We start from the raw sequence: 6561 nt of genomic DNA on the forward strand, positions 1-6561 counted from the left end.
GTGACCGATCTCCATCAACCGTGACTGCAGAGACCCCCACCCCCGCGCAGCAACCCCAGCGGGGCCTGATCTCGGCGCTGGTTCTGTTGACGGCGATCTGCGTGACGATCGTGATGTTGGTGGTCGTGATCCCGGCTGCCCGCAGCGATCCCTACACCCGAACCACCCTGCAGCTCAGCGGCTCCGCCGAACAGGGCGAGCAGCTGTTTTTGCTGAACTGCGCTGGCTGCCATGGCATTGCCGCCCAGGGCTTGGTGGGGCCCAACCTCCACAAGGTCGATAACCGCAAGAACAATCGCCAGTTGATTCAGCAGGTGGTCAGCGGACGAACGCCGCCCATGCCGCGCTTCCAACCGGAACCCCAAGCCATGGCGGATCTCCTGGCCTACCTCCACAGCCTCTCGTGAGCCTGGCGGTGGTGCTGGTGGAGCCGGCGGGCCCCCTGAATGTCGGCAGCGTCGCGCGCCTCTGCGCCAATTTCTCGGTGGATGAACTGCGGCTGGTCGCCCCCCGCTGCGATCACCTGGGCGATGAGGCCCGTCTGATGGCCGTGCATGGCGAGGCACTGCTGGAGCAGGCCCAACTCTTCCCCACCCTTGAGGCCGCCCTTGCCGATTGCCGCCGCGTGGTGGCCACCAGCGGCCGCATCGAGGAGGAGGCCTTGCCCCTGAACGGTCCTGCAGAAGCCCTCTCCTGGCTGCAGGCCTCCGACACGGATGCCTCCTCCGCCCCAGCGGCTCTGGTCTTTGGCCGAGAAGACCGCGGCCTGAGCAATGCAGAACTGCTGCAGGCGGGGCGAATCCTGCGCCTGGAGACCAGCGAGGCCTACGCCTCGATGAACCTCTCCCATGCCGTTGCGGTCTGCCTGCATGAACTGCGGCGCTGCCCCGCACCCACCGCCCCCCAGCCGGAGCCCTGCCAGCGGGAGCAACTGGAGGCCGCACTCAGCGATGCGGAAGACCTGCTGCTGGAGGTGGGCTTCCTTTATCCCCATACCGCCCAGGCGCGCATGGCCAAGCTGCGCGCCCTGCTGCAACGCGCTGAGATCCGCGACGAGGAAGTCGCCCTGCTGCGGGGAATGGTGCGTCAATTGCGCTGGGCATCACAGCGAGACTGCCCCTAACGTCTGAGCCCAAGCTTCGATCGCTTCCGTGGGCGCAGGTCGGTCACAACGTTCAAACCGCTCCAGCTGGGGAGCACCGCTGCGCTTGGTCCTCCGTCTCCTGGTGATGGGGCTGGGGCTAGGGGTGATTGCCGGAACCGGCCTGAAACTGCTGGCTCCAAAACTGGGGCAAGGGGCGGCCCAAGTCGCCAAACCCCAATCGCTGCTCGCGCCCCCAGGACGGCCGCTTCCGCGCGGCCTGGATCTCGGCCGCTTTGAGCCAAGGCTCGAGCTGACCGCCCTGAGCAAGCGCTGGGCCCAACTCGCCGCGCAATACAAGGACCTGACCGTCAGCGGCTATCTGCTGGTGCTCGATGACGGCCGCTTTGCCGAGCTCGCCCCCCAACGGCCCCTGCCCGCCGCCAGCTCCATCAAGACCCCAATCCTGCTGGTGGCTCTTGAGGATCTTGATGCCGGGAAACTGCGCTGGGACGAACGGCTACCGATGACCAAAGAGGTGGTCGGCGGCGGCGCGGGCTGGATGGCGAACAAGCCCGTCGGCACGACCTTTCCCTTCTGGGAAGCGGCCAACGAAATGATCCGCGTCAGCGACAACACGGCCACCAACCTCTTGGTCAAACGCGTGGGAGGCAAAGCCGTCATCAACGCCCGCTTCCAGGCCCTGGGGCTCAGCAGCACCGTCGTCAACAACTGGCTGCCGGACCTCGACGGCACCAACACCACCAGCGCCTACGACCTCGCCCGCTCCATCGCCCTGGTGGATACGGGCGAAAAACTCAGCCCGCGGGCCCGCGATCTCTTCCGCGAGGTCATGGGCCGCTCCCGCACCAACACCCTCTTGCCCCTTGGGATGTTGATGGGCCTTGGGGGAGATTCGGCGACCCCCGACAGCGAGCTGATGGCCCACGGGGTGACCGTCTACAACAAGACCGGTGACATCGGCATTGCCTACGCCGATGCGGGCCTGATCGAATTGCCCGACGGCAAACGGGCCGTGGCCGCCTTCATGGTCAAGGGGCCGTTCAACGACCCGCGCTCCACCAACTTGATCCGGGCCATGGCGGGGGAGATCTCCAAAAACCTGGTGCGCAAACCAGCGCCTGCGCCTGCCAAGCCCAAGAAACCCACCGCCTGAGGACTCCTTCGATGCTTCCTGTCCTCCTGGCGGCAAGCCCCCAAGCGGCTCCCATCCTTCGCCCGCAACAGGTCCTTCCTCTGCCGGGGAGCCTCGATGCGGTGTTGATGCTCAACGACAACAATCCCGAGTTGATCAGTGGGCCAGGGATCCTGCTCTCGACCTTCGCCGACCCGAGGCACAGCGACGCCCACCTGGATCTGCCGTTGAACGGTCGCTTCGACCTCTTCAGCCACCACGTCTATGCGGGCACCCCAGAGCAACCGGACTCGACCATCTGGCTGGCGGTGGTGGCCCAACCCAGAGGCGAGCAAGCGGTTGAGCTCTCGCTCTTGAGTGGCTCCACCGCCCTCTCCCAGTCCACGGACGGACGCGAACCCCAGGCGCCCTTCCTGCCCCTGCCGGAGCGGATGCGGCAGGACGGCTCCACCTACGCAGGCCCTGGAAGCCGGGTGGCCACGGAACTGCTGCTGCGCCAACGCAACCCCAACCTGCCGAAACGCTGGACGTTGCGCCCGGGGTCCCCCACCACCCTGCTGCTGCTGCCGATTCCGGTGCAGGGACTCGATCCACTGCTGAATGGCCGCAATCTGCAACTGCGGCTCCAGGCCAGCGGAGCGATCAGCGTCGCCACCCTGGCGGCCTTCGGGACGGGAAGCGAGCCGCCAACCCAGCAGGCACTCGCGCAAATCCTGAGCTCGGGCGTGCTGAGCCCCAAGGAGCACAAACCCACCCCAAGGGGCGCCCGGGGGCGCATGGTCTATTCCCGCGTCAGCGGCGTGCAAATCGGGAGTACCTGGAGCGCCACCGTCAGCGATCCGGGCAAGAGCTGCCTCTCCACCACCTCGGCCCCCATCTCCTGGCCGATTGCCTCGCTGGAGCGTGGCCGCCTCGGAACCGGCCAGGTGCAGACCGCCGAGCTCAAGGCGCACTATCCGGGCACGGCCTGGGCCGCCCACGGCAACTACGGCGTCGCCTACGACATTCGGATTCCGCTCTGCAATCGCTCCAAGAGCCCCGCAGCGCTGGCCGTTGCCCTGGAGTCACCGCTCAAGACCGATCAGGCCGTCGGCGGACTGCAGTTCAACAGCAGTCCATCGCGCTCCGTGATGTTTCGCGGGACGGTGGAACTCAACGGGCTCGACGGTCAACCCAGCCGCCAGAGCTTCCATCTGGTCCAGCGGGCGGGCCAGCAAGGTCCTGAACTGGGCCGCATCAGCCTGACTCCAGGGGAGACGCGGGAGCTTCGCGTGCGCCTGATCTACCCCGCCGATGCCACCCCGCCGCAGGTGCTCAGCCTGCTGCCTGTGAAACAATCGCCAGCACCGCCAGACAGCCTCCAGCCGTGACGCAAGCCCGCAAGCGCAGGGTCTTTCCCTTCACCGCCATCGTGGGTCAGGAGGAGATGAAGCTGGCCCTGCTGTTGAACGTGATCGACCCCCGCATCGGCGGGGTGATGATCATGGGAGACCGCGGCACCGGCAAGAGCACCACCATCCGCGCCCTGGCTGATCTGCTGCCGGAGATCGACGTCGTCGCCGGCGACCCCTACAACAGCTCCTCCAGCGACCCTGACCTGCAGAGCAGCGAGGTGCGCCAGCGGGCCGAACAGGGTGAGCAACTGCCCACTGAGAAGCGCCAGGTGCCCATGGTGGACCTGCCCCTGGGGGCCACCGAAGACCGCCTCTGCGGCACCATCGACATTGAAAAGGCCCTCAGCGAGGGTGTTCGCGCCTTTGAGCCCGGCCTGCTGGCGAAAGCCAACCGCGGCCTGCTCTACGTCGATGAGGTCAACCTGCTGGACGACCACCTGGTGGACGTGCTGCTCGACTCCGCCGCCTCCGGTTGGAACACCGTTGAGCGCGAGGGCGTGAGCGTTCGCCACCCTGCTCGCTTCGTCCTGATTGGCTCCGGCAACCCGGAAGAGGGTGAACTGCGTCCCCAGCTGCTGGACCGCTTCGGCATGAGCGTCGAGGTGCGCACCGTGCGCGACCCCGAACTGCGGGTGCAGGTGGTGGACCAACGCACCGCCTTTGACAACGACCCCGACGGCTTCAACAACGCCGTTCAGGGAACACAGGACGGCCTCCAGGCCCGTGTTGTTGAGGCGCAGAACCGTCTCCCCCACGTTCAAATCGACGACGACCTGCGCATTCGCATCTCCGCCATCTGCGGTGAGCTGGATGTGGATGGCCTGCGCGGCGACATCGTCACCAACCGGGCCGCCCGGGCCCTGGCCGCCTTCGAAGGGCGCACGGAAGTCACCGAAGACGACGTGGCCCGCGTGGCTGCTTGCTGCCTGCGCCACCGCCTGCGCAAGGACCCCCTCGAGCAGATCGACTCAGGCGATCGCGTGGTCAAGGTCTTCTGCAAGGTGTTTGAGCGCCCTGAAAGCAGCGACAAGGCCGCCTTCGAACTGGCCCTCGCCGCCTAAGGCCGTTGCGAATCCTCGGCATCGATCCCGGTCTGGCTCGCGTGGGCTACGGGGTGATTGATGTCGAGGAGGGTCCTGGCGGGGCCCAAACCATGCTCGATTGCGGGATCATCCGCACCGACCCGGGCCGCAGTGATGGCGAGCGGATGGTGGAAATCGCGAAGGATCTACGGGTCCTGATCCGCAACTGGAAGCCTGATCTAGCGGCGGTGGAGAAGTTTTTCTTCTACCGCTCCAGCACCACGATCTCGGTGGTGCAAGCCCGGGGGGTGCTGATGATGACCCTGGCCCGCTTCAGCATCCCGGTGGTGGAGTTCCCGCCCATGCAGATCAAGTTGGCCTTGGCCGGCCACGGCCATGCCGACAAGGACGATGTGCTCGATGCGGTGATGCGAGAGCTCAACCTCGAGACCCCGCCGCGGCCCGATGATGCCGCCGATGCCCTGGCGGTCGCGCTCACCGGCTGGTTTCAGCGCTGATGGAGGGTCAGAAAGGGCCCTTACGCCAGACCTTCAAACAGCGGCGGCTGAACCTGCACGCCAGCTGCGCCCCCCGGCTTCAGGCCCAGGCGATCCAGCACCTGCCGGGCCTGCTGCCGGAAGGACGCCTGCTCGGGCTGTACTGGCCCTTGCCCGGAGAGGTGGACCTGCTGTGCCTCGCTGATCTGCCGTCGCTCAGCGGCCGGATCGCCCTGCCCTGCATCGCCGGGGGCCGTTTGCAGTACCGGCGTTGGCGTCCCGGTGATCCCACCGCTGCGGATGAGACCGGGATCCCCGCCCCCAGCGACGCAGCTTCAGTCCTGGAGGCGGAACAACTTGGACTGCTGCTGGCCCCTGCCCTGGCCTTCGATCAATCCGGGATCCGCCTGGGCTACGGCGGTGGCTGGTTCGACCGATTGAGGCAGTCCTCCCCCTGGAGGGACATCCCAGCCCTGGCGGTGGTTGCCAGCGGATGCCTGGTGGAGCAGCTCCCCGCTGAGGCCTGGGATGTGCCCTTCCCAGGCTGGCTGGATGAGGAGGGGGTGCACTGGCGGCCTGGGTTGCAACCTGTTGAGCAACCGTGAAGCCCGGGCGCACCGGCGCGCTGGATTTGGCAGGATCGGAGCAGTTCAGGGCGGCACCGGTGGATCTGGCTGGCAACGACGCATTCCTCTCCGCCATCACTGCCGGGCGTCAATCTGCCTCCGAGGAGCAGCGCCGCGGACCAAGCATTGCCATCAACCGCGGCACGGCAGCCGAGCAGGTCATGGCCTCGGAGCTCAAAGGGCGCGATGAGAGCAGCGACGCCCTCTCGATGATGGTGAGCTCCATGGTTCACATGGTTCAGGCCGGCAAAACCAAGACAGACAGCCGCTGGTCCGCTTAATCCAGATGCGAGCCGCCGTTGTCCTCTGCGCCGCCACTCCAGTTCTGATCTGGGCCTCAACGCCGCCAGCCAGGGCCCATGGCATTGAGACAAGCATCAACCGGCTCGAGGCCCTCAATGCCCAGCTGGTGCTTCAGAGCCAGTTCTCCACCGGAGAACCCACCCAAGATGCCCTCGTCCGGCTGATTGGCCCGGATGGAAGCAGCCAGGAGCTGGGCCGCACTGACGCGAGCGGTCGACTGAGCTTTGCCCTGCCCCCTGGCAGCCAAGGCTCCTTTGAACTGCAGGTGGATGGGGGACCAGGCCATCGCGACTACCTGGAGATGCCGGTCCAGGGCGGTCAGGTCCAGCTCGATCAGATCAGCGCAGGGCCCCGGCAACGTCCGCTGCTCTGGCTCAGTGCCCTGGGTGCAACTGCCATGCTGCTGGGACTTCAGCGCACCAGACGCAACCGTTAATGGCCACCGGCAGCCAGAAGCTCGATCAAATCGTTGACCGCCTCAA

Annotated in this window: 9 protein-coding genes; all 9 read left to right on the forward strand. The window is 66.6% G+C overall.

Annotated features, from left to right (window positions below; translation table 11 throughout):
- The first annotated feature begins 20 nt into the window (after window positions 1-20).
- The 9 genes from QZ184_RS03220 (at window position 21) to QZ184_RS03260 (ending at window position 6515) form a co-directional block, all read left to right on the forward strand.
- Window positions 21-407, forward strand: coding sequence for a cytochrome c (locus QZ184_RS03220; RefSeq protein ID WP_247479176.1), 387 nt, complete (start codon window positions 21-23; stop codon window positions 405-407).
- Window positions 404-1123: an RNA methyltransferase gene (locus QZ184_RS03225; protein ID WP_247479178.1), complete on the forward strand. Its 720-nt coding sequence runs from the start codon at window positions 404-406 to the stop codon at window positions 1121-1123. The genes QZ184_RS03220 and QZ184_RS03225 overlap by 4 nt, the downstream gene beginning before the upstream one ends.
- 85 nt (window positions 1124-1208) lie before the next feature.
- Window positions 1209-2258: a serine hydrolase gene (locus QZ184_RS03230; protein ID WP_296418131.1), complete on the forward strand. Its 1050-nt coding sequence runs from the start codon at window positions 1209-1211 to the stop codon at window positions 2256-2258.
- An 11-nt stretch (window positions 2259-2269) separates the two neighbouring features.
- A complete protein-coding gene (locus QZ184_RS03235) occupies window positions 2270-3607 on the forward strand; it encodes a DUF3370 domain-containing protein (protein ID WP_296418133.1) in 1338 nt (445 codons plus the stop codon).
- Complete coding sequence (gene bchI, locus QZ184_RS03240; protein ID WP_010317938.1) at window positions 3604-4692, forward strand: magnesium chelatase ATPase subunit I; 1089 nt, start codon at window positions 3604-3606, stop codon at window positions 4690-4692. The genes QZ184_RS03235 and bchI overlap by 4 nt, the downstream gene beginning before the upstream one ends.
- 5 nt (window positions 4693-4697) lie before the next feature.
- Window positions 4698-5171 carry a crossover junction endodeoxyribonuclease RuvC gene (gene ruvC, locus QZ184_RS03245; protein WP_010317939.1) on the forward strand — a complete coding sequence of 158 codons (474 nt, stop codon included), beginning with the start codon at window positions 4698-4700 and terminating at the stop codon, window positions 5169-5171.
- Window positions 5171-5755, forward strand: coding sequence for a 5-formyltetrahydrofolate cyclo-ligase (locus tag QZ184_RS03250; RefSeq protein ID WP_296415996.1), 585 nt, complete (start codon window positions 5171-5173; stop codon window positions 5753-5755). Before ruvC ends, QZ184_RS03250 begins: the two co-directional genes overlap by 1 nt.
- Window positions 5752-6057: a hypothetical protein gene (locus QZ184_RS03255; RefSeq protein ID WP_296415995.1), complete on the forward strand. Its 306-nt coding sequence runs from the start codon at window positions 5752-5754 to the stop codon at window positions 6055-6057. The genes QZ184_RS03250 and QZ184_RS03255 overlap by 4 nt, the downstream gene beginning before the upstream one ends.
- A gap of 5 nt (window positions 6058-6062) precedes the next feature.
- Complete coding sequence (locus QZ184_RS03260; protein ID WP_296418135.1) at window positions 6063-6515, forward strand: hypothetical protein; 453 nt, start codon at window positions 6063-6065, stop codon at window positions 6513-6515.
- Window positions 6516-6561: the final 46 nt, after the last annotated feature.

Source organism: Vulcanococcus sp. DEBay_Sum22DG08_74 (genome assembly GCF_017852955.1).
Taxonomy (GTDB): Bacteria; Cyanobacteriota; Cyanobacteriia; order PCC-6307; family Cyanobiaceae; genus Vulcanococcus.